The 18,004-nt window shown below is 59.1% G+C and carries 21 protein-coding genes and 1 tRNA gene; 10 read left to right on the top strand and 12 right to left on the bottom strand.

The genetic code is table 11. The annotated features are described in order from the left end of the window. Positions 1-131 precede the first annotated feature (131 nt). The 9 genes from rlmH to rplU all read right to left on the bottom strand — a co-directional run bounded on the left by rlmH (position 132) and on the right by rplU (position 7,073). Complete coding sequence (gene rlmH, locus BM074_RS08105) at positions 132-614, bottom strand: 23S rRNA (pseudouridine(1915)-N(3))-methyltransferase RlmH (RefSeq protein WP_027231126.1); 483 nt, start codon at positions 612-614, stop codon at positions 132-134. 144 nt (positions 615-758) lie between these two features. Continuing rightward, positions 759-1,121 (bottom strand): ribosome silencing factor, encoded by a 363-nt coding sequence (gene rsfS, locus BM074_RS08100; protein ID WP_036813635.1) that lies wholly within the window; start codon positions 1,119-1,121, stop codon positions 759-761. Positions 1,122-1,284: 163 nt separating this feature from the next. Beyond that, on the bottom strand, positions 1,285-1,887 hold the full coding sequence (locus BM074_RS08095; RefSeq protein WP_027231124.1) for a nicotinate-nucleotide adenylyltransferase: 603 nt from the start codon (positions 1,885-1,887) through the stop codon (positions 1,285-1,287). A gap of 56 nt (positions 1,888-1,943) precedes the next feature. Then, the gene (locus tag BM074_RS08090) at positions 1,944-3,227 is read right to left on the bottom strand and encodes a glutamate-5-semialdehyde dehydrogenase (protein WP_091920984.1); all 1,284 of its coding nucleotides are present in this window, start codon (positions 3,225-3,227) and stop codon (positions 1,944-1,946) included. 3 nt (positions 3,228-3,230) lie between these two features. Further along, the gene (proB, locus tag BM074_RS08085) at positions 3,231-4,397 is read right to left on the bottom strand and encodes a glutamate 5-kinase (protein ID WP_091920982.1); all 1,167 of its coding nucleotides are present in this window, start codon (positions 4,395-4,397) and stop codon (positions 3,231-3,233) included. A gap of 30 nt (positions 4,398-4,427) precedes the next feature. Continuing rightward, on the bottom strand, positions 4,428-5,462 hold the full coding sequence (gene obgE / locus BM074_RS08080; RefSeq protein ID WP_027231121.1) for a GTPase ObgE: 1,035 nt from the start codon (positions 5,460-5,462) through the stop codon (positions 4,428-4,430). An 89-nt stretch (positions 5,463-5,551) separates the two neighbouring features. Next, positions 5,552-6,172 carry a GNAT family N-acetyltransferase gene (locus tag BM074_RS08075; RefSeq protein ID WP_027231120.1) on the bottom strand — a complete coding sequence of 207 codons (621 nt, stop codon included), beginning with the start codon at positions 6,170-6,172 and terminating at the stop codon, positions 5,552-5,554. A 119-nt stretch (positions 6,173-6,291) separates the two neighbouring features. Next, entirely contained in the window at positions 6,292-6,564 is a 273-nt protein-coding gene (gene rpmA, locus BM074_RS08070) for a 50S ribosomal protein L27 (protein WP_091920980.1), read from the bottom strand. 23 nt (positions 6,565-6,587) lie between these two features. After that, positions 6,588-7,073, bottom strand: coding sequence for a 50S ribosomal protein L21 (rplU, locus tag BM074_RS08065; RefSeq protein WP_027231118.1), 486 nt, complete (start codon positions 7,071-7,073; stop codon positions 6,588-6,590). A 348-nt stretch (positions 7,074-7,421) separates the two neighbouring features. Here rplU and BM074_RS08060 point away from each other — a divergent pair. The 4 genes from BM074_RS08060 (at position 7,422) to BM074_RS08045 (ending at position 10,586) form a co-directional block, all read left to right on the top strand. Beyond that, positions 7,422-7,511, top strand: a tRNA-Ser gene (locus BM074_RS08060). Between the two features lie 118 nt (positions 7,512-7,629). Then, positions 7,630-8,721 (top strand): extracellular catalytic domain type 1 short-chain-length polyhydroxyalkanoate depolymerase, encoded by a 1,092-nt coding sequence (locus BM074_RS08055; RefSeq protein ID WP_091920978.1) that lies wholly within the window; start codon positions 7,630-7,632, stop codon positions 8,719-8,721. Between the two features lie 258 nt (positions 8,722-8,979). Continuing rightward, the gene (locus BM074_RS08050; RefSeq protein ID WP_091920976.1) at positions 8,980-9,894 is read left to right on the top strand and encodes a hypothetical protein; all 915 of its coding nucleotides are present in this window, start codon (positions 8,980-8,982) and stop codon (positions 9,892-9,894) included. A gap of 134 nt (positions 9,895-10,028) precedes the next feature. Next, positions 10,029-10,586, top strand: a complete 558-nt coding sequence (locus BM074_RS08045; RefSeq protein ID WP_091920974.1) for a methylated-DNA--[protein]-cysteine S-methyltransferase — start codon at positions 10,029-10,031, stop codon at positions 10,584-10,586. 25 nt (positions 10,587-10,611) lie between these two features. Here the strand turns inward: BM074_RS08045 and BM074_RS08040 are convergent, their stop codons facing one another. After that, entirely contained in the window at positions 10,612-11,121 is a 510-nt protein-coding gene (locus BM074_RS08040; RefSeq protein WP_091947836.1) for a GNAT family N-acetyltransferase, read from the bottom strand. 529 nt (positions 11,122-11,650) lie between these two features. On the opposite strand from BM074_RS08040, the gene BM074_RS08035 reads away from it, so the two are divergent. The 3 genes from BM074_RS08035 (at position 11,651) to BM074_RS08025 (ending at position 13,420) form a co-directional block, all read left to right on the top strand. Continuing rightward, positions 11,651-12,355 carry a DUF899 domain-containing protein gene (locus tag BM074_RS08035; RefSeq protein WP_027231114.1) on the top strand — a complete coding sequence of 235 codons (705 nt, stop codon included), beginning with the start codon at positions 11,651-11,653 and terminating at the stop codon, positions 12,353-12,355. A gap of 123 nt (positions 12,356-12,478) precedes the next feature. Further along, a complete protein-coding gene (locus BM074_RS08030) occupies positions 12,479-12,895 on the top strand; it encodes an HD domain-containing protein (protein ID WP_091920970.1) in 417 nt (138 codons plus the stop codon). Between the two features lie 213 nt (positions 12,896-13,108). After that, the gene (locus tag BM074_RS08025; RefSeq protein WP_091920968.1) at positions 13,109-13,420 is read left to right on the top strand and encodes a PepSY domain-containing protein; all 312 of its coding nucleotides are present in this window, start codon (positions 13,109-13,111) and stop codon (positions 13,418-13,420) included. 62 nt (positions 13,421-13,482) lie between these two features. Here BM074_RS08025 and BM074_RS08020 read toward each other — a convergent pair whose 3' ends face one another. Continuing rightward, a complete protein-coding gene (locus tag BM074_RS08020) occupies positions 13,483-13,770 on the bottom strand; it encodes a DUF6074 family protein (RefSeq protein WP_027231111.1) in 288 nt (95 codons plus the stop codon). A gap of 261 nt (positions 13,771-14,031) precedes the next feature. On the opposite strand from BM074_RS08020, the gene BM074_RS08015 reads away from it, so the two are divergent. The 3 genes from BM074_RS08015 to BM074_RS08005 all read left to right on the top strand — a co-directional run bounded on the left by BM074_RS08015 (position 14,032) and on the right by BM074_RS08005 (position 16,754). Next, positions 14,032-14,460, top strand: coding sequence for a hypothetical protein (locus BM074_RS08015; protein ID WP_091920966.1), 429 nt, complete (start codon positions 14,032-14,034; stop codon positions 14,458-14,460). 74 nt (positions 14,461-14,534) lie between these two features. Next, positions 14,535-15,380, top strand: coding sequence for an SDR family NAD(P)-dependent oxidoreductase (locus BM074_RS08010; protein WP_091920964.1), 846 nt, complete (start codon positions 14,535-14,537; stop codon positions 15,378-15,380). A 123-nt stretch (positions 15,381-15,503) separates the two neighbouring features. Further along, positions 15,504-16,754 (top strand): aminopeptidase, encoded by a 1,251-nt coding sequence (locus BM074_RS08005; RefSeq protein ID WP_091920962.1) that lies wholly within the window; start codon positions 15,504-15,506, stop codon positions 16,752-16,754. A gap of 113 nt (positions 16,755-16,867) precedes the next feature. On the opposite strand, the gene BM074_RS08000 is transcribed toward BM074_RS08005, so the two are convergent. Next, positions 16,868-17,971: a saccharopine dehydrogenase family protein gene (locus BM074_RS08000; RefSeq protein ID WP_091920960.1), complete on the bottom strand. Its 1,104-nt coding sequence runs from the start codon at positions 17,969-17,971 to the stop codon at positions 16,868-16,870. Positions 17,972-18,004 lie beyond the last annotated feature (33 nt).

The raw sequence follows: 18,004 nt of genomic DNA, 5'->3' as shown, positions 1-18,004 counted from the left end.
CGCCTCAACTCGTCCATATTACCAACAAATGGAGATGAGGGGTTCGCCCGAAAAGCATTGAGATCATTATATTTTGGTAATGATCCTCAAGGCGCGATTATGAACGGCGCGCATGAACGGCGGCTGAATGATCAGACGCGATGGTATGGATGTCCGGAGAGTATCGTCGTTGCCCGATACATCTGCTCGGCGACAAGAATGCGGACAATCTGATGCGGCCAGGTCATTGCGCCGAGCGCAAGCACAAGATCGGCCCTGTCGCGAAGAGCGGGATCATGCCCATCTGGTCCGCCGATCGCGAGCAGGAGCTGACGCTTGCCGTCGTCGCGGAAGCGCGCGATCTTTTCCGCGAAGGCTTCGGAAGACAAGGTCTTGCCGCGCTCATCGAGAAGGACAAGCACGCCGCCCTGATCCAGGGCTTCGAGGACTTTTGCCGATTCTTCCTGCTTGCGCAGTTCGGGTTGCTGCGCCCTGCTTTCAGTGATCTCCGTCACCGACGTAAATTCGAGCCCGAGTGGCGCGCCGGTTTTCTTCAAACGGTCGAAATAGCGGTCGGCCAGTTCGCGTTCGGGGCCAGACTTCATCCGGCCAACGGCAAAAACGGTAATGCGCACGAAAGGGTTCCTGTGCCCGCACTCGGACGGCTGCTACTCTGTTACGGGCTCGTAAACGACCGTGCCGGCCGTTAGCCGGTTCAAAATCACATCAACCGCCCAGGGCGTCATATGGGCCTGCGCCCGGACGCCCCGATCCGTCAATCAGTGAACGGTTTCTCCATCGAGCTCGGGAGCCTGCCACATCTTTTCGATGTTGTAGAACTCACGCACTTCGGGACGGAAAACATGGATGATGATATCGCCCGTGTCGATCAGCACCCAATCACCGCCGCTAAGGCCTTCGACCTTGACGCCATTGCCATGCCCGCTCTCTTTCAGAGCGCGCAAAAGCTGGTCCGCAACCGCCGTTACGTGACGATGCGAACGTCCCGACGCGATGACCATGTGATCACCGATGACGGACTTGCCTCTCAGGTCGATGGGGACAATGTTTTCGGCCTTGGAGTCTTCAAGACTAGCAAGAACCGACTGAAGGGCGAGAGATACGGAACTCAGTCCGCCCATCTCCGCCGTTGAAGGTGCCAAGGCATCCTTCTTCTGAAATGCTGTTCTCAGTGTATTTCCTTTCCCTTAAGAACAACGCGACGCAGCCGACAAAACATACTGCACGCTATTAAGATAGGCAGAGTCGCATGACACTTTCAAGACATCCGAAGGGAGCATTCGATCACGTTTTGCGCGATCCACTCTGCGTCCCATTGCGGATAGCCGTGGAAGAGAGCAGCGAACGAGGCCCATGGATGAATGTCCACGCCGGTGCCTTCGAGCGCGCCAGAATCGGCGCGTCCGCTTCATCGATGCGTGCGTAGTCGAAGGTCTTGGCCATGCGCGACGACAAAAATGCCAGCGTCGATCCCGGCCTGTCGATAACGGCGATGGGAAATGTCAGCGCGATCTTGTGCCAGCGTTGCCAGCGGTGGAAATCCGCCAGGTTGTCCGCGCCCATGATCCAGACGAAATTGACGCCGGGATTGCGCGCCTTGATCAGGGCGAGCGTATCTGCCGTGTAGCGAATATGATAGGCGGCTTCGAAGGCGGTGATCTTGATGCGAGGATCGTGCAGCAGGGCTTCGCAAAGCGCCAGTCGCTCGGCGAGCGGCGCCAGCCGCCTCGTATCCTTGAGCGGGTTGCCGGGCGTGACCATCCACCAGAGCTGATCGAGCTTGAGGCGCCGCAGGGCGATTTCCGCAACGAGCGCGTGACCGGCATGCGGCGGGTTGAAAGAACCGCCAAAAAGCCCGACCGTCATGCCTTTTTCAACAAAGGGCATGCGCAGGTGCGCTTCACTGACGCCGGGGAAGCTTGTCTGCAGCGCCTGCCCTGGTTTCACGGGCGCGTCTGGCCATTGCCGCGCACGCGGTACTTGAACGACGTCAATTGCTCGACACCGACCGGACCGCGCGCATGCATCTTGCCAGTCGCGATGCCGATCTCCGCGCCCATGCCAAACTCGCCGCCGTCGGCAAACTGCGTCGACGCGTTGTGCAGCAAGATGGCCGAATCGATCTCATTGAAGAACCGCTCGACCACTTTCGGATCTTCCGCGACGACGGCTTCAGTATGGTGCGACGAATAGCGATTGATATGATCGAGGGCGCCACCGATGCCATCGACCAGCCGGACCGAAATGATAGCGTCGAGGTATTCCGTCGTCCAATCTTCTTCCCTAGCGGGCGTTGCAACGGGATACACCGATACCACGTCCGCCTCGGCGCGAATCTCGCAACCCGCAGCGCTGAGATCCTCAAGCAAGGCAGTGAAGTCAGCCGGCGCGATCGCACGGTCGATAAGAAGCGTTTCCGCCGCCCCGCAAATCCCGGTGCGCCGCATCTTGGCATTGACTGCAATCTTGCGCGCCATGGCGAGATCGGCAGAGCCGTCGATATAGAGATGGCACAGGCCCTCGAGATGGGCGAATACGGGAACACGCGCTTCGGACTGTACCCGCGCCACCAGGCTTTTGCCGCCCCGCGGTATGATCACATCGAGATTGCCATCGAGGCCCGTCAGCATTTCCCCCACGGCGGCGCGATCGGTCGTGGGAACGCGCTGAATCGCATCGCGCGGCAAGCCTGCCGCTTCGAGCCCCTCGATCAAGGCAGCATGAATTGCCTGCGAGGAATGCGCCGAATCGGAGCCGCCGCGCAAGATGACGGCGTTGCCGGATTTAAGGCAGAGCGCGCCCGCATCAGCGGTCACATTCGGCCGGCTTTCGTAGATGACGCCGATGACGCCGAGCGGGGTGCGCACCCGCTCGATGTGAAGGCCATTGGGACGATCCCATTCGGCGATCACCGTACCAACAGGATCCGCCAGTGCAGCGATCGTGCGGATGCTTTCCGCGATGCCGGCGATACGCTTTTCGTCCAGTGTCAGGCGGTCCAGCATTGCGATGCTCATGCCGGCGGTTATTCCATTGGCGACGTCCTCGCGGTTGGCCGCGAGGATTTCTGCCTGCCGGCGCTCGATCGCCGCGGCCATGGCATTGAGCGCAGCCGTCTTCTTGCCCGGCGAGGCGATAGCAAGCGGTTGTGCGGCGACGCGAGCCTTGCGGCCGATTTCGGCCATAAGATCGGCGACTGTCGTCTTAGCCTCGACGCGTTCCAACATTTGCTACTCCTTCGCCGCAGCCACCCGCTTGGCCGCGCGCACCACAAGATCATCACGATGAATCATCGCCGAACGTGCATCATAACCGAGAATGCCGGCAATCTCATTGGTCTTCCGTCCGGCTATTTTCACCGCATCGGCAGCGTCATAGGCAATGAGGCCGCGCGCAGCCTCGCGCCCGTCGGGCCCGAACACCGCAACCGTATCACCACGCAGGAATTGCCCTGCGACTTCGCGAACACCGGCCGCAAGCAGCGACTTGCCCGATTTCAACGCTACGAGCGCTCCCTCGTCGATGACGATGCGCCCCGAAGGTTCGAGATTGCCTGAAATCCACGTCTTCCACGCGTTGACCGGCGTCAAACTCGCCTTGAACAGCGTGGAGCGCTCGCCCTGATCGATTGCCGCGAGCGGATTGAAGCGCGTGCCCGACGTTATGATCATCGCGGTACCCGCCGCATTGGCGATCTTGCCGGCGTCAAGCTTGGTCTTCATGCCGCCACGCGAATATTCCGAGGCGGCAGCTCCCGCCATCGCTTCGATATCCGGCGTGATGGCATCAACGACGGGCAGGAACTGCGCATCCGGATTCTGGTGCGGCGGAGCGGTGTAGAGCCCGTCTATATCGGAAAGCAGGATCAGGAGATCGGCGCCCATCATCGTCGCAACGCGCGCCGCCAGGCGATCATTGTCGCCGTAGCGGATTTCAGTGGTCGCAACCGTATCGTTTTCATTGATGACGGGTATGGCCTTCAGCCGCAAAAGCGTGCCTACGGTAGCACGCGCATTGAGATAGCGGCGCCGCTCCTCCGTATCGGAAAGCGTCAGCAGGATTTGCCCGGCGCGCAGAGCGTGATGACTGAGCACTTCGGCATAGGCCTTCGCAAGTTCGATCTGCCCGGCAGCCGCGGCGGCCTGGCTTTCCTCAAGGCGCAAGGGCCCCTTCGGAAGCCCGAGGACAGTACGCCCGAGTGCGATCGCGCCTGACGATACGATCATCACCTCGACACCGGCCTTGGCGAGCGCAGCGACATCGGCGCCAAGGCTTTCCAGCCAATCGCGCTTGAGACCGGCTGTACGGTCGACAAGCAGGGCCGAACCGATCTTCACCACAATGCGGCGATAGGTCGAGAGCCTGAAAGACTGATGCGGCTGGGAAATATGATTCATCTGATCAAACCAACGCTCATCGTTGAATATTCAAGAATTGAACCGGGTATCAACTTCAACCGGCCGGTCGGCCTCACGCGATTCCAGAATGATCGCCGACAGGGCACGCAGCACCTGCTCGACGCCCTCGCGCGTCACCGCCGAGAGCAGCATCGGCTCGCGCCCGGCGACCTTCTTCAGCGCCGCCACCTTTTTCTTGCGCGCCGCTGCGTCGAGCGTGTCGACCTGGCTCAGCGCCACGATCTCGAGCTTTTCCGCCAGGCCATGACCATAGGCCTCGAGTTCGGCACGTACGGTCTTATAGGCCTCGGCGACGTTTTCCTCCTGAGCGGACACCAGATGCAGAAGCACACGCGTGCGCTCGACGTGGCCGAGGAAACGGTCGCCGATACCAACGCCTTCATGCGCGCCCTCGATCAGGCCCGGAATGTCGGCAATAACGAACTCGCGCCCATCAATGCGGGCAACGCCAAGATTGGGATGCAGGGTCGTGAACGGATAATCGGCAATTTTCGGCTTGGCCGCGGTAACGCTCGCAAGGAATGTCGACTTGCCGGCATTCGGCTTACCGAGGAGACCGGCATCCGCGATCAGCTTCAGGCGCAGCCAGAGATTGCGCTCCTCACCTTCGAGACCCGGATTGGCGCGGCGCGGCGCCTGATTTGTGGAGGTCTTGAAATGCAGATTGCCGAAGCCGCCATTGCCACCCTTGGCGAGGCGATAGCGCTGGCCGACCACAGTGAAATCGCAGATCAGCGTTTCATTGTCGTCTTCGAAGATCTGCGTTCCGACGGGCACCTTGAGGATGACATCGGCACCCTTGCCGCCGGTCATGTTGCGCCCCATGCCATGCATGCCGGTCTTTGCCTTGAAGTGCTGCTGGTAGCGATAGTCGATGAGCGTATTCAAGCCATCGACCGCCTCGGCCCAGACATCGCCGCCGCGACCGCCGTCGCCGCCATCCGGCCCGCCGAACTCCAGAAACTTTTCACGGCGGAACGATACCGCGCCGGCACCACCGTCGCCGGATCGGATATAGACCTTCGCCTGATCGAGAAATTTCATGAAATTCAGTCCTTATCGTTGTGGCGAGGCATTACAGTAAAATGCCTGCAAAGAAAACTGGCCGTCCCTATCCAGGACGGCCAGTTCATTTATGATGTCCAGCTACGCAAACCGATCCAGGTGCGCCGATCGAGCATGTAGCGCTCGACAGGCACGTTGCCGGCAGCGATTGAATCCATCATGCCGGTGTTGGCATACTGGAAACCGCTCTTGTAGATTACCCGGCGCGAGGCGATGTTCGACACGCGACACGAGGCGTGCAGCTTTTCGACCTGCGTCGCGCGGAAAACGAGATCGACCAGCGCGTGGGCAGCCTCGGTGGCATAGCCTTTGCCCCAGTAGGGCTCGCCCAGCCAGTAACCGATTTCCAGCTCGTCCCGGCGCGAAGGAACGTACTCATCCTTGCTGCGCCGGTAATTGATGCCACAGCACCCGATAAACGTGCCGGATTGGCCCAGGGTAATCGCGTAGACGCATTTGCCGATCTCGCCCGCATTGGCGCGGCGCACAAAATCCACCGCATGTTCCTTCGTATAGGGATGCGGCATACGCGAAAGCATTTCCGCCACATGAAGGTTATCGGCGAGACGGGCAATTGCGTCGACATCCTCGTTACGTGGCGCCCGTAAAACCAGGCGTTCCGTAACGAGCACGGGACAGTCTATCAGGTCCAGCCGTTCTTCATCGTCTTCCAGTAAATCAGCAACCATTTTGTCGTCCTCCAGACACGAAAAGGGAGATGGGCTTTAATCCCATCTCCCTTTGATCTTTTGGCGGTTGCCATGTTTCACCGGGTCCGATGGGACGCCGGTGCTTCAAGCAGGACCGGCTATTCTGCTGCTTCGGCGATCGGGTTGACGATCGACACGTAGCTGCGGCCGTTGGCTTTGGTACGGAAGGAAACGACGCCTGCTTCAAGCGCAAACAGGGTGTGATCCTTGCCAAGACCAACATTGGTGCCAGCATGCCACTTGGTGCCGCGTTGACGCACGAGGATATTGCCGGCGAGAACCTTCTCGCCGCCAAACTTCTTCACGCCAAGGCGCTTCGATTCGGAATCACGACCGTTGCGTGACGAACCACCAGCTTTTTTGTGTGCCATCGGATTGCTCCTCTAAACTCTTCTTACTCGCCCGTAGCGGGCTTTTCAGCCTTGGTTGCAGCCTTCTTCGGCGCAGCCTTGGCCTTGGGGGCGGCTTTCGTCTCGGTTGCATCCGCGGCGACGGCAGCTTCTTCTGCCTTCGGAGCGGCTACCTTCTTGGCCGGCTTTTCAGCGGCCTTCTTGGAAGGCTTCGCACCATCCGTCAGGATTTCCGAGATGCGGATCGTCGTCAGTTCCTGGCGATGACCACGCGTGCGCTTGGAATTCTGGCGGCGACGCTTCTTGAATGCAATGACCTTGCGGGCACGGCCCTGCTCGACGACTTCCGCCGTGACGAGCGCACCGTTGACGACGGGAGCACCGATCGTTGCGTCGGCTCCGACGCCTACCATCAGAACTTCTGCGAACTCAACGATGTCGCCGGCTTCGCCAGCAACTTTCTCGACCTTCACGAGGTCGTTGGCGGCAACGCGATACTGCTTACCACCGGTCTTGATGACTGCGAACATTTTTTCCCTTTCGGCGTTCGGTTCGGTTTTTTGCGGCACGCCGCAATAACCGTCTTTTTGTCAGTCGTGACAGATTGATAGAAGGGCGCTTCGATCGAAGAATTTAGGCGCCCGGATTCAAAAACAAACGGCGCGGAGAATCCCCCACGCCAGTCGTTGCGCGCTTATAAGATCCGCTTTGTTGGAGAGTCAAGAATTTTAACGCAAAATTGCTCTTGTATCTCGAAGCTTTGCCCGCTATCTACCACGCCGCACGCTCAAGCCAAGCCCTATAGGGCATCGCGGCACCGGCAGGGTTGAATTTCCTGACCATTTTCTTTCGAGACCGAGTCGATCGGTTTCTGGCGCGGAGAGGTGGCTGAGTGGTTGAAAGCACCGCACTCGAAATGCGGCATGGGGGCAACTCCATCGGGGGTTCAAATCCCTCCCTCTCCGCCATCTATTCTGCCTGATCACCAGCACCCTTTTATTTTTGTGCAGTGCAGCAACTTTCCTTTCGCACTTGCGTTATAAGCAATTGGCGCCATTGTGGTCGCTGACGGGAAAGGATGCCTTCATGCGCAACATAGCCGACACGATCAGACGCCTGAACGTAAATCGCATGCCGGCAGGCATCATTGACGCTGGCGGAAGTACGCGCCTCAAAGCACTTGAGGATTTTGGCCAGAACCCCGGCCAATTGCGGGCATGGCACTATATTCCGGCAAGCTCCAAGCCAGGCTCGCCTCTGGTCGTGGTTCTCCACGGCTGCACGCAAACCGCAGCCGGCTATGATCGCGGCTCGGGATGGTCCGAATTGGCTGACACGCACGGGTTTGCGCTGCTATTTCCGGAACAGCAGCGTGGCAACAACGCGAACCTCTGCTTCAACTGGTTCAACCCCGGCGACGTAGGCCGGGGACAGGGCGAAGTGGAGTCGATCCGTCAGATGCTCGTGGCGATGTCGGCGCGCTATCCGATCGATCGATCGCGGACATATATAACCGGTCTTTCGGCGGGTGGCGCCATGGCCGCCGCAATGCTGGCAACCTATCCGGAACTGTTCAAGGCAGGCGCGATCATCGCCGGCCTGCCGTTCGGTACTGCATCCACCATCCCTGAGGCGTTTGACCGCATGCGCGGCCATGGCTTGCCGGAAAGTCGGGCATTGGCGGAGAAAGTCCGCAAAGCCTCCGGTCACGCGGGTTCCTGGCCGGCGATATCCGTCTGGCATGGAAGCGCGGATACGACCGTCGATCCTGTCAATATGGAAGCGATCATTGGCCAGTGGTGGCACTTGAGCGATCTCGACGATGCGCCGACCATCACTTCGCTGACCCAAAAACACCAGTGCAGGACATGGCGGGATGCGAAGGGTGTCGCATGCATAGAAGCCCATACGATCAAGGGCATGGCCCATGGAACGCCTATCAAGACCGGCGGCATTGACGGGTATGGAGCGGCAGGTCCTTTCATGCTCGATGTGGGCGTTTCCTCGACCTGGCACATCGCCGATACCTGGAACCTGATCACTGAAACAGAGCGGCAGAAAGTCGAAGCAATCAAGCCTGCGCTTGAAGGAACCGGCCTCAACGACGCTCGCGGCGGCGATCAGGCTGTCGGCAGCGTCATTGAAAACGCGCTTCGCGCTGCGGGTCTGATGCGATAGGGCCCTATCCGACTTTTCGGTCCATCGCCGGGAGAATGCCATTCCCGGCTGGATCGGCCGCGGTCGACAATAAAGTCGCTCGGGAACAAATAGGGACGTTACAGCTTCTAGTGATACGGCTGGCACATCATGGCCAGCCAAAAGCAAGCTTGACACCTTAAGGAGGTTTCTATGGGACGCGGTATTCTTCTTTGGCTGCTCGGAGTTCCGATCCCGATCATCCTGCTTCTCTTCCTGTTCATGCGATAGGAGCGAAGCATGTCATTTACCGATATAAATTCAGGTACGGACACGACTGTCGAGTCGAGTTCGAGTGCCGTGAGCTGGGGGCCGATCATCGCGGGCTCAGTCACGGCGGCAGCGGCGTCGGTTTTGTTGACGTTGCTCGGATCAGGTCTGGGGCTGACCATCGTGTCGCCCTGGGCTTCGCAGAGTGCTTCGCTGACGACCTTCGCGGTATCCACGGCGATATGGCTGATCCTTATTCAGTGGTTGTCGTCGGGACTGGGTGGCTATCTGACCGGCCGCCTCAGGACCAAGTGGACGGGCGTTCACACCAACGAGGTATATTTTCGTGATACTGCCCACGGCTTCATTGCATGGGCCCTGGCGACACTGTTCGTCGCGGCCTTGCTGGGCAGCGCCGTCACGTCGACCATTAGTACCGGCGTAAAGGCGGCGTCCAGCGTTGTCTCGGGCACCGCGAATGCTACCGCTTCCGCGGCCGGCGCTGCGGACAACGATACATCGGTATCGTACTTTGTCGACAGTCTGCTGCGGCCTGCCACGCCGGCAACCGCGACTTCCCCGGACAGCGCTAGTCAGGCGGCCGGAGAAGTCTCGCGAATACTGCTGAACGCCGCGACAACAGGCACGCTTCCGCCGGATGACCGCAATTATCTGGATCAGGTTGTGGCCTCGCGTACCGGACTGAGTGAAGCCGATGCCAAAGCAAGGGTTGATGCTGTTCTGGCACGCGCCGACGAAGCGAAGAAGGCGGCCGCAGAAGCCGCTGACAAGGCCCGCAAGGCGGGTGCCACCGCAGCCTTCATGGCGGCGTTCTCGCTGTTGATTGGCGCATTCATTGCGAGTGTCGCAGCGGCTCTCGGTGGCCATCATCGCGATACAGATGAGGAAACCAACCTCGCCGCGACGAACAAGGCCTATAAGTAAAGCCTCAAAGCCTGGCGCGCCCAACCGCGCCAGGCAATTCAATCGGGTTTTGTCAGCATGCTGCAGGAATCGGATTGAATCTCGACGCCAAAGCGACGATTCTTGATGCAGGCTGAAACTTGAGAGTGCCTGCCATGACAACCCACCAATACTATATCTTCGATACGCCTGCTGGCTTTTGCGGCGTCGCCTGGAATGATGTCGGCATTACCCGTTTTCAACTGCCGTCACGCACCGCCGAGGCAACTGAGCGTAACCTGTTGCGCCGCATTCCGGATGGGGCGCCAGCGAAACCTCCGGCTGAAATAACCGCTGCAGTCGCTGCGGTGAAGCGCTATTTTTCCGGCGAAGAAATCGATTTTACGAGTTTGACACTCGATCTTGGCGAACAGGATCCGTTTTTCAAAGAGGTTTACGCTGCGGCACGGCGCGTTGGTTGGGGTGATACCACCACCTATGGTGCATTGGCAAAGCAACTTGGCGCCGGCCCGGAAGCTGCGCGCGACGTCGGCGTCGCCATGGCGAAAAACCCGGTCGCGCTGATTATTCCCTGTCATCGCGTCCTTGCCGCGGGTGGCAAGATAGGTGGCTTTTCGGCGCCAGGCGGGTCCACTGCAAAAATGCGCATGCTTGAGCTTGAAGGCGTTCAAGTTGGCCCGGCACCAGCCGCACAGCAGTCGTTTGGCTTCTAGGAACCGGCGCGGCGCGCTTCGGCGCTCAACGTACGAGGGAGCATTGCATGAACATGGTAATCCTGTCGGGCACCGGGTCGAAGGGCTCGCACTCTTCAAAGCCGAGACCGCGATAAAGGGCAATTGCCTCGTTCATGTAGGTGGCAGTCACAAGTCGCGCTGTGGTCGCGCCCTGTTCCCGCATGGCATTCATCACGGTCGTCATAAGCGCGAGCCCGACGCGTTTGCCACGCAGCTGCGGCTTTACATATAGTTTGTGAACTTCTCCGACGCCGTCACCTTCATCGGTACAGCCCACGCAACCGACGGCCTCGCCGCCAATATGGGCAATGAAGAAATCCGCGCCGTCTTCTGAAAATTTCGCCATGAGGTCCTGCGGTGAAGCGCCGAAATAAGCGGCGACGACCTCGTGGAACGGCATGCCGGCGCCGGAATTGATATCTGTATCCCATGCTCCGAGCGCGCTGACGAACTCCCTTGCGACTTCGAAGTCGGAAATGTCCCGCGCCCGCCTGATCGTTATGTCTGCATCCATCCGTTTTCTCCTGGGAGAGAAGTTATCACGGCCTGCGAAAATCGAAACAGGATCAATTTGGCTGTCCGGCATCCTGGGCTTGCCGTTATACGCCTCCTACGCAGGCATGGATCCTCGGGACAAGGGCCCGAGGATGACGGCGGTGGGTGGATGAAGGTAGTGCCTATTGACCCGCTCTCACCAACGACGTGGTCATATCGCCCCCCGGTTCCCCACGAGATTATAACGCCGCGGGACTGTTTCCAGTGACTTAGACATCAACGACGGATGTGGAATGTGAGCACTTTGATTCCCGACTTCTCCGTTTTTCGTCGCCGTCCTAGGCCTCTGAGCGTCATCCCCGCCCCGTCCCTGCCGTCCCCCTTCGTGCCCTTCCTGCCCGGAACAGATGCGGGCGATCAATGTTTGCCATTTGTGAAATATGTTGATATCAACGTTATTGGGCGGAAACTTCAGCACGGCGGAATGGCATCTGATGCCAGAACTGCCGCAATCCACGCGCAAGGCGCCAACTTCAGAGGATCGAGCCATGAGCATATCCCATTCGCTTACTCCCGCAGCCGAACTCGCCAGCCGCAATGGCGTACGCTATCCCAACGAGAGCGCCGCCTACCGCCAGGCACGCGATGCCCTTCTGGCGGAAGAGATTGAACTGAGGCGCCATATCGAACGCGTCGCCGAACAGCGGCGGGCCTTGCCGCCGGGCGGCGAGGTTGCAAAGGACTATCGCTTTGACAGCGAGGACGGACCCGTCAGCTTTGCCGATTTGTTCAGTGGCAAGCAGACGCTTGTCGTCTACAACTACATGTTCGGACCTGAGCGTGAACGTCCTTGCCCCATGTGCACCTCGCTGCTGAGTGCCTGGGACGGCGAAGCTCGCGATGTCGAACAGCGCGTTGCGCTGGCGGTCGTTGCTCGCTCGCCCATCGAACGCCTTGTTGCCTTCAAAAAGGAGCGCGGCTGGCAGGCTTTGAAGCTCTATTCCGATACCAGTGGTGCGTTCAGCCGCGACTATCATGCCTGGCCGCCGGAAGGCGGGGATGACGCGGCCTTCAATGTCTTCACGCGGCGCGACGGAACGATCCGCCATTTCTGGGGTGGCGAGATGGGCTTCGTTACTGCGGATCCCGGACAGGATCCGCGCGGCGCGCCGGACCTGATGCCGATCTGGACAATCCTTGACTGCACCCCGGAGGGTCGAGGTTCGGACTGGTATCCGAAGTTGAACTACTAGAGCGGGCGGAAAACGCATCGCTCAAATGCGTTCTCTCACAGTGTAATTACAGGGTTTCACGGGTGGAACAGTTACACTCCCGGGCAGTTATGATCTTCATCACAAACGTCCGGGAGTTCTGAAATGCCATCCCTCGAGCAAGCCATATCCATTGCTGCGAGTGCCCATGCTGGTTACCGCACTGAAAATGATGAGCCCTATATTTTGCACCCGCTTCGGGTGATGCTTGGCCTCCACGATGAGGACGAGCGAATCGTCGCTGTTCTCCACGACGTTGTCGAGAAAACCGGTTGGACACTCGACAATCTGCGCAATGAAGGTTTTTCCGAACAGATTATCGCAGCAGTTGACGCGGTGACGCGCCGCCACAACGAGGATTACTTCGATTTCGTGCAGCGTATGCGCAACAACGATCTCGGCAGGCGGGTCAAGATCATGGATTTGAAGGATAATATCGCCAAGGTCAGGAACGATCGCCGATCATCGCAAGCCGAGGAAAAGCTGGCGAAATATGAAGATGCCCTCGTCCGGCTTCAGTGAGCATTTCTGTTATTCAGCCGCCTGCCGGTCGTCGGGGACATATTTCTGACCGTTTTGTGCAGTGCACCTTGCCGCCCCGACCGGCGCCTCTACTACCCGAGGGATTTTTGCGCGGTGGTAGGTTCGTCGCACATGAATGCAAGGAACCACCCCGCAACTTGAACGTTGACTCGCTGAATGGGCGGAACATTCAACAACTGTGAGGGAAGAGTTATGAGAAAACTGTTGATCATTGGAGCGACCGCCTTGGTCGCGCTCACGTCCGCGCCACAGGCATTTGCGCAATCTATCGTAATTGGCCCCGATGGCGTCCGACTGGCTGAGCCGCAGAGGGAACCGGCCTATCGTTCGCGGGAAATTTCCGAACGTGATGCAGTTCGAATCGCGCGAAGCGAGGGTGTTCGCGACGTAGACGATGTAAGGCGCAGAGGTTCGCGCTTCGTCGTGGAAGGCATAGACCGCCGCGGTGACGATATCCGTGTCGATATCGACCGTCGCACAGGTGACGTTGTTGCCGTCAGGTAATCTTAAACAATGAAAATTAAAAGCCCGCCATCGGAATTGGCGGGCTTTTGCTTGTCGGAGATTCAATAGGCCGTTTCGCCGTTGGCGTCGTCAAAGTAAGATAGGCGCGCAAGCTCGCGTTCAACGGCCGAGAAGAAGGCGCCGACCTGTTCGTCCTGCTCCTCCTCGGCGATGCCGATTTTGCTGAGGTGTCTGAAGAGCGTTTCTGCCACCTGGTTTCGATAGGCACCGGCCTGCCGGTCCGAGACCTTTTCGGCGATCCTTGCCGCCACTTCGCGAATCTTCGCCGCCCTCCGCGTAAGCGGAAATGCGATGACCCGGCACGGCGTGGTGGCTTCGGCTTCAAACATGCTCATATTCTTCCCGGTTCCCGCAGGCGCGGTTGGCAATCGATTCGCCTGACGATAGGGGAAATTGTCCTAACAATTTGTTTCCGCAGGCCTTTGGGCCCCTCTCCGATCTCTGTTGGACTGGTTACGTCACGTCCTGTGGGGCAATAGCAGCGGGAACAGTCTGTGCGTAACGGCCTCAAAATGTTGCCCGTCATGGCATGCGGGCCTATCAAGTGAGGGACAAGTGATTCGTTTTCGTTACGGCGCAGACAGTGAGACATGGCACTTAGCAACGCGGAGAGACAGCGGCGGCACCGCGAGCGGCAAAAGCAGAAACTTGCCGCCGCTGCGCCGGATCTGGCAACGCAGTATGAGAACGTCGGTGCAGATCTTCGTGAAAAGCTCTATGCCCTCATCGATGCGGAAAACGCGCATCGCGAACGTTACATAACGGCCCTCTCGCTGGAGCGCATCGACTTCAGCAGGGTCATTCTCGATATCGCTCTCAATGAAGATCGCTCCGGCATTGCCGATACGGCGAGGATTGTCCTCCTGCAGGCGCTGTGCATGGGCGAAAGTACCGAAAAAGAGATTATCGAAGCGCTCCGGCAAAAAGCGCTGGAGGCCGCGCATCAGTCCCATGGCTATGATTCGCAGGATCAGATAGGCCCGCTTGCGCACTATATGCGCGTGCCGAACTTCGGCTGACCGAATGGTTTTACTTCCGTGTCTGGCGTCTGCTAGATTCAGGCTTCGACGCGATCTCATTGGAGGGAAAAGACATGGCGCATCCGGCTTTTTTACCATCCAACGTTGCAGTTATAACAGGAGGCGCATCAGGCATAGGGTTTGCGGCGGCCAGGCGCTTCGCCAGGATGGGTCTCAAAGTCGCAATTGCCGACCTTGCCGGGGAAAAGCTCGAGACGGCCCGCGCCACGTTGGCGACCGAGGCCGGAAGTGAGAATGTCTTGGCCGTTGCGACGGATGTCACGAATGTGCCAGAGCTCGAGCACCTGAGAGAGGCGGTCGACGCCAAATTCGGCGGGGCCGATATTCTGATGAACAATGCCGGCATCCAGCCCGGCAGCAGCGTCTTCGATGCAAAAAACTGGGACAGCATCCTCGCCGTCAACCTCTTTGGCATCATCCGCGGCAGCCAGGTTTTCGGCCCTTCGATGATAAAGCGGCAGAAGCCCGGGCTCATCATCAATACGGGGTCCAAGCAGGGGATCACCACCCCGCCCGGCGATCCGGCCTACAATGTCTCCAAATCCGGCGTCAAAACCTTCACCGAGGCCCTAGAGCACGAGTTACGCAACACAAAGGACTGTCACGTAACGGCACATCTTTTCATTCCCGGATTCGTCTATACGCCGCTCGCCGCAGGCGGTCGAACAGAGAAACCAGCGGGCGCATGGACAGCCGAACAGACCGTCGATTTCATGCTCGAGCGCGTATCCGCCGGCGATTTCTACATTCTTTGTCCCGATAACGACGTGACCCGCGCCTTGGATGAAAAGCGCATATTCTGGGCCGCGCACGACATGATCGAGAACCGCCCGCCGCTTTCGCGCTGGCATCCGGACTATCAGGACAAGTTCACCGCATTTCTGAGGGACACTGACTGATCAGCACAACAGCGCGATCACAGACGGGTTCATGCTGACTGAACTTAATTCGGATCCGTGCCTTGATGCGGCCGTTGGTCCGGTTCTATGCTGGAGCATCGTTTTGATCAGCATGGATTTCCAATGACCTCATCCCCCAAAATCCCGTCCGTCGATCCCGTCAAGCTTGACCGTCTGGCGGAAGTTTCCGTCAAGATCGGCCTGCAGCTGCAGCCGGGGCAGGATCTCTTGATCACCGCGCCGCTTGCGGCGGTGCCTCTCGTGCGCCGCATCACCGAACATGCCTATAAGGCCGGCGCCGGCCTCGTGACGGCGCTTTACAACGATGAAGAAACGACCCTGATGCGCTATCGCAACGCGCCGGACGACAGCTTCGACCGCTCTGCAGGCTGGCTCTATGAAGGCATGGCCAAGGCTTTCTCAGAAAATACCGCGCGGCTCGCCGTGGCCGGCGATAATCCCATGCTGCTTTCTGCCGAGGATCCGGAGAAGGTCGCCCGCGCCAACCGAGCGCAATCGCGCGCCTATCAGCCGGCGCTGGAAAAGATTGCCGGGTTCGACATCAACTGGAACATTGTTTCCTATCCCAACCCCTCCTGGGCCAGGCAGGTCTTCCCGGATCAGGATCCGGACGTTGCGGTCGCGATGCTCGCGGATGCGATTTTCGCCGCATCGCGTGTCGATGTCGAGGATCCGGTCAGCGCCTGGCGCGATCACAACGCCGCCCTGCACCGGCGCACGGCGTGGCTCAACGCCCATGCCTTTTCCGCATTGCATTTCAAGGGCCCGGGCACCGATCTGACCGTCGGGCTCGCCGACGAGCACGAGTGGCATGGCGGCGCTTCGGTTGCCAAGAACGGCATCACCTGCAACCCCAACATTCCGACCGAAGAAGTGTTCACAACCCCGCATGCCCTGCGCGTCGATGGTCACGTATCGAGCACCAAGCCACTCTCGCATCAGGGAACATTGATAGAGAACATCAAGGTTCGCTTCGAAGGCGGCAAGATCGTCGAGGCGAAGGCAACGCGCGGCGAAGAAGTGTTCAACAAGGTGCTTGGCACGGACGAAGGCGCGCGGCGCCTCGGCGAAGTCGCTCTCGTGCCGAATTCGTCACCGATCTCGGCCTCAGGCCTCCTGTTCTTCAACACGCTGTTCGATGAAAACGCCGCCAGCCACATCGCGCTCGGCCAGTGCTATTCGAAGTGCTTCATCAATGGCGACAGGTTGACGCCGGATGAAGTCGCGGCCCGGGGCGGAAACAAAAGCCTCATCCATATCGACTGGATGATCGGTTCGGGCGAGATCGATGTCGACGGCATCAACAAGGACGGATCCGCCGTGCCGGTCATGCGCAAGGGCGAATGGGTCTAAGTAGCGTTTAACGCTGCAGCAAGACGGCAAATCAGTGAGACCCCACCTTTATACAGAACAAGAGGAGCTGGCCGGGGCCAACTCCTCTTTTCTCAGTTCTAGCGCCGAGGTATTTACGCGACGAGACGTCCTGCCGATTCGGCCTGGGCGTACGCCCTGCCGAAGCGGTTGGCGAGGAAAGTGTCGAGCGCGATGTCTTCCTGGCGGATGAAGCCCTGCTGCGGCAGTTCGCCCTTAGCCAGCATGTCGAGCACGGCGCAGATGGCCGATGCCGTCGTGATCTGGATGCCGCTGTAAAGCTGCGCGCCGATATGGTTGCTGTAGACCTTATTGGCATAGGTTTCCTGCAGGAGACGGCCCTTCTTGCGGCCGCTGACGGTGACGAAGATGACGACGACGTCCTGCAGGGTGGACGGCAGCGCATTCTCAAGAATGTCCTTCAGCACATCGCGGCGATCGCGCAGGCCGAGATCGTTCAACAGCGCCTTCATGATGGCCGCATGTCCGGGATAGCGAATGGTGCGATAGTTGAGGGTGCGCACCTTGCCGAGCAGCGATTCGCACAGAGTGCCGAGACCGCCCGAGGTATTGAACGCCTCGTAAGTGACGCCGTCGAGGGAAAATTCCTCGCGCTCTTCCAGCGCCGGAACTTCGATCAACTCGCCATCGACGATGGCTTCGCAAGGCTCGCAATATTCGTTGATAACGCCGTCCGTGCTCCAGGTCAGATTGTAGTTGAGCGCGTTGGACGGATATTGCGGCAATGCGCCGACGCGCATGCGCACGCTTTCAAGCGAGTCGAAACGCTTGGCGAGGTCGTTGGCCACGATAGAGATGAAGCCTGGCGCAAGACCGCACTGCGGGATGAAAGCAGTCTTTGCCGTTGCCGAAAGCTGCCTGACAATGCGGGTGCTGGCGACGTCTTCAGTGAGGTCGAGATAATGAACGCCGGACTTGGCAGCTGCCTCGGCAATGCGCGTGGTAAGGTGGAACGGCGCAGCGCTCAATACAGCGAATTTTCCTGCAAGAACCCCTTCAAGCGCGCCGGCTTCATCGATTTCGATGCATTTCGTTGCAACGTTCGCCGATACGTCGAGCCCATCGAGCTGGGCTTGCGAGCGGTCAACGACGGTGACGCTGTAATCTCCGGTATTGGCGAGGAGATTGGCGATTGTTCCGCCGATTTTGCCTGCACCTACGACAACGATATTTTTCATATGATTCCCCAATGGACAAAATAGCCTCGCGCG

The sequence above is a fragment of the Phyllobacterium sp. CL33Tsu genome (assembly GCF_900113985.1).
Lineage (GTDB): Bacteria > Pseudomonadota > Alphaproteobacteria > Rhizobiales > Rhizobiaceae > Phyllobacterium > Phyllobacterium pellucidum.
The sequence above is the reverse complement of the archived record's forward strand: the minus strand, read 5'-3'. Positions and strand labels throughout refer to the sequence as shown.

Coding starts and splice junctions, on each gene's coding strand:
- rsfS (WP_036813635.1), bottom strand. CDS start 1,121: ATGGGCGGACTGAGTTCCGTATCTCTCGCCCTTCAGTCGGTTCTTGCT.
- BM074_RS08095 (WP_027231124.1), bottom strand. CDS start 1,887: ATGCCCTTTGTTGAAAAAGGCATGACGGTCGGGCTTTTTGGCGGTTCT.
- BM074_RS08090 (WP_091920984.1), bottom strand. CDS start 3,227: ATGTTGGAACGCGTCGAGGCTAAGACGACAGTCGCCGATCTTATGGCC.
- proB (WP_091920982.1), bottom strand. CDS start 4,397: ATGAATCATATTTCCCAGCCGCATCAGTCTTTCAGGCTCTCGACCTAT.
- obgE (WP_027231121.1), bottom strand. CDS start 5,462: ATGAAATTTCTCGATCAGGCGAAGGTCTATATCCGATCCGGCGACGGT.
- BM074_RS08075 (WP_027231120.1), bottom strand. CDS start 6,172: ATGGTTGCTGATTTACTGGAAGACGATGAAGAACGGCTGGACCTGATA.
- rpmA (WP_091920980.1), bottom strand. CDS start 6,564: ATGGCACACAAAAAAGCTGGTGGTTCGTCACGCAACGGTCGTGATTCC.
- rplU (WP_027231118.1), bottom strand. CDS start 7,073: ATGTTCGCAGTCATCAAGACCGGTGGTAAGCAGTATCGCGTTGCCGCC.
- BM074_RS08055 (WP_091920978.1), top strand. CDS start 7,630: ATGCGCAACATAGCCGACACGATCAGACGCCTGAACGTAAATCGCATG.
- BM074_RS08050 (WP_091920976.1), top strand. CDS start 8,980: ATGTCATTTACCGATATAAATTCAGGTACGGACACGACTGTCGAGTCG.
- BM074_RS08045 (WP_091920974.1), top strand. CDS start 10,029: ATGACAACCCACCAATACTATATCTTCGATACGCCTGCTGGCTTTTGC.
- BM074_RS08040 (WP_091947836.1), bottom strand. CDS start 11,121: ATGGATGCAGACATAACGATCAGGCGGGCGCGGGACATTTCCGACTTC.
- BM074_RS08035 (WP_027231114.1), top strand. CDS start 11,651: ATGAGCATATCCCATTCGCTTACTCCCGCAGCCGAACTCGCCAGCCGC.
- BM074_RS08030 (WP_091920970.1), top strand. CDS start 12,479: ATGCCATCCCTCGAGCAAGCCATATCCATTGCTGCGAGTGCCCATGCT.
- BM074_RS08025 (WP_091920968.1), top strand. CDS start 13,109: ATGAGAAAACTGTTGATCATTGGAGCGACCGCCTTGGTCGCGCTCACG.
- BM074_RS08020 (WP_027231111.1), bottom strand. CDS start 13,770: ATGTTTGAAGCCGAAGCCACCACGCCGTGCCGGGTCATCGCATTTCCG.
- BM074_RS08015 (WP_091920966.1), top strand. CDS start 14,032: ATGGCACTTAGCAACGCGGAGAGACAGCGGCGGCACCGCGAGCGGCAA.
- BM074_RS08010 (WP_091920964.1), top strand. CDS start 14,535: ATGGCGCATCCGGCTTTTTTACCATCCAACGTTGCAGTTATAACAGGA.
- BM074_RS08005 (WP_091920962.1), top strand. CDS start 15,504: ATGACCTCATCCCCCAAAATCCCGTCCGTCGATCCCGTCAAGCTTGAC.
- BM074_RS08000 (WP_091920960.1), bottom strand. CDS start 17,971: ATGAAAAATATCGTTGTCGTAGGTGCAGGCAAAATCGGCGGAACAATC.